Genomic DNA, 1,809 nt, shown 5'->3' on the forward strand with positions numbered 1-1,809 from the left:
GGAGGCATTGATCGAGGAAAAGGTCAATGAGGCGCTCGCCAAACGCGACAAGGAAGAGAATGAAGACGAGGAGGAGTCCTGAACAGGGGCTCTTCCCCTTTGCCTGTGAGGTGAATGACATGGATGCGCTTGATGCGGTAGACAAAATCCGCTGGTTCATGGAGCTTCCGGAAGCTCGCCCCGGTCTGCCCTGGGATAAGGAGTTTGAGAATCGTGCCTATATTCGCTGGGCCTGTAGTGAACTGACGCAGGATCTTATGGAGCGTCTGGATATTCCGGCCGAGATGACCATAGATGCGTTCTGGTTTCGGATGTTGCAGTTCTATCATTTCGCGGGCACTCCGAAAATGAGCAAAATCTTCCAGATCGCGATGGACACAGCGGATACAATCAAAGCAATGATTTGAAAGGAGATAGTTTTCTGATGGATAAGCAAATGCTTGTCAATGCGGTTAAGAGTGTACGGACGGCGGCCAAACGGCACAGTCCGGAGATACTCACCGGCATTGGCATCGCCGGCATGATTACTACGACTATCATGGCGGTTCGCGCCACACCGAAAGCTCTGACCATCATCGGCGAATGTGAGGTGGATGAAAACCGGAAGCTCTCCAAGGCGGAGGTCGTAAAAGCCACCTGGACCTGTTATATTCCGTCCGCAATCGTCGGCGGGGCGTCTATCGCTTGTCTTGTGGGCTCCACCTCCGTCAACCTTCGCCGGAACGCGGCCTTGGCAGCGGCTTACAGTTGCGCCGAGACTGCGCTGCGGGAGTACCAGGACAGGGTCGTAGAGGTCATCGGCGAGAAGAAGGAGCAGACGATCCGGGACGCGGTGGCAAAGGAACGGATCGAGAAGCATCCGGTTTCCGAGCAGCAGATTCTCTACACCGGCCACGGTGATACCTTATGTTATGATGCTTGGTGCTCGCGGTACTTCAAATCCGACATTGAGGTGATTCGGCGGGCTATTCATGAACTGAATGACCGGCTTCGGGTGGACAATTATATTTCCCTGAACGAGTTTTATGACGCCATCGGCTTGGAAGAATCGAAAACCGGAGAAATCCTCGGGTGGAATATCGGGAAGGGCTACATCCAGCTTGCCTTCAGTTCCGTGTTGGCGTCCGATCTGACGCCGTTTCCGGATACGCCCTGTCTGGCGATCGACTTCCGGGTGCCCCCGCAGTACGACTACGACCGGGGCTGGTGACGCGCGAAAAACGCACACGCTGTTATGGAGAACAATCCAAATAATTCATATTTTGAAAGGAGCAAAAACCATGGAAGAGAAGAATATGGTAGAGTTCGAGGATGTCGACAACGTCGATGAGATCGAGGAGACCGAGGAGAATACCCCGCGGCGTTCCGGGATCGGCACCTTCGGAGCTATGGCCATCGGCAGCGGCTTGACGCTGGGCGGAATCGCCCTGTTCAAGAAGTTGAAGAAAGTCATGGCTGCGAAGAAGGCCGCAAAGGAAGCTGCGGCGGAGACATCTGAGGTCATCGAGGTCGAAGTGGTCGAAACCACGGACCCTCATTCGGAAACCCAGGAGGAGCAGCCGGCAAAGTAAGAAGAACGAGGGGTTCGCCAAGGGAGAGTACCTATAACAAGGTGCTTTCCCTTTTGCTTTATATTTTCGGTGAGGATGATATTTATGAACGATCTTGCGATTCTGCGGACGATACGGTGTTTCTACTATCCGAAGGAAAGGCTGTTCAGAACCGAGAACGGTGAGGTGATCCTGAATCTGTATCCGCTGGTTCCGCCCAGCATGATATTTATGTTCCGGCGCAATAAGCGCTGTCTCT

At 53.6% G+C, this 1,809-nt stretch carries 3 protein-coding genes; all 3 read left to right on the forward strand.

Annotated features, from left to right (window positions below):
- The first annotated feature begins 119 nt into the window (after positions 1-119).
- Complete coding sequence (locus JX325_RS16155) at positions 120-407, forward strand: hypothetical protein (protein ID WP_204792065.1); 288 nt, start codon at positions 120-122, stop codon at positions 405-407.
- A 17-nt stretch (positions 408-424) separates the two neighbouring features.
- Positions 425-1,210 (forward strand): DUF6353 family protein, encoded by a 786-nt coding sequence (locus tag JX325_RS16160; RefSeq protein ID WP_204792066.1) that lies wholly within the window; start codon positions 425-427, stop codon positions 1,208-1,210.
- Positions 1,211-1,280: 70 nt separating this feature from the next.
- A complete protein-coding gene (locus JX325_RS16165) occupies positions 1,281-1,571 on the forward strand; it encodes a hypothetical protein (protein WP_204792067.1) in 291 nt (96 codons plus the stop codon).
- Positions 1,572-1,809: the final 238 nt, after the last annotated feature.

Origin of the sequence: Oscillibacter sp. CU971, assembly GCF_905219725.1 — a bacterium.
GTDB lineage: Bacteria > Bacillota > Clostridia > Oscillospirales > Oscillospiraceae > Oscillibacter.

Excerpts from the sequence above, each read along its gene's own strand:
- JX325_RS16160 (WP_204792066.1), top strand. The coding sequence starts at position 425 with ATGGATAAGCAAATGCTTGTCAATGCGGTTAAGAGTGTACGGACGGCG.
- JX325_RS16155 (WP_204792065.1), top strand. The coding sequence starts at position 120 with ATGGATGCGCTTGATGCGGTAGACAAAATCCGCTGGTTCATGGAGCTT.
- JX325_RS16165 (WP_204792067.1), top strand. The coding sequence starts at position 1,281 with ATGGAAGAGAAGAATATGGTAGAGTTCGAGGATGTCGACAACGTCGAT.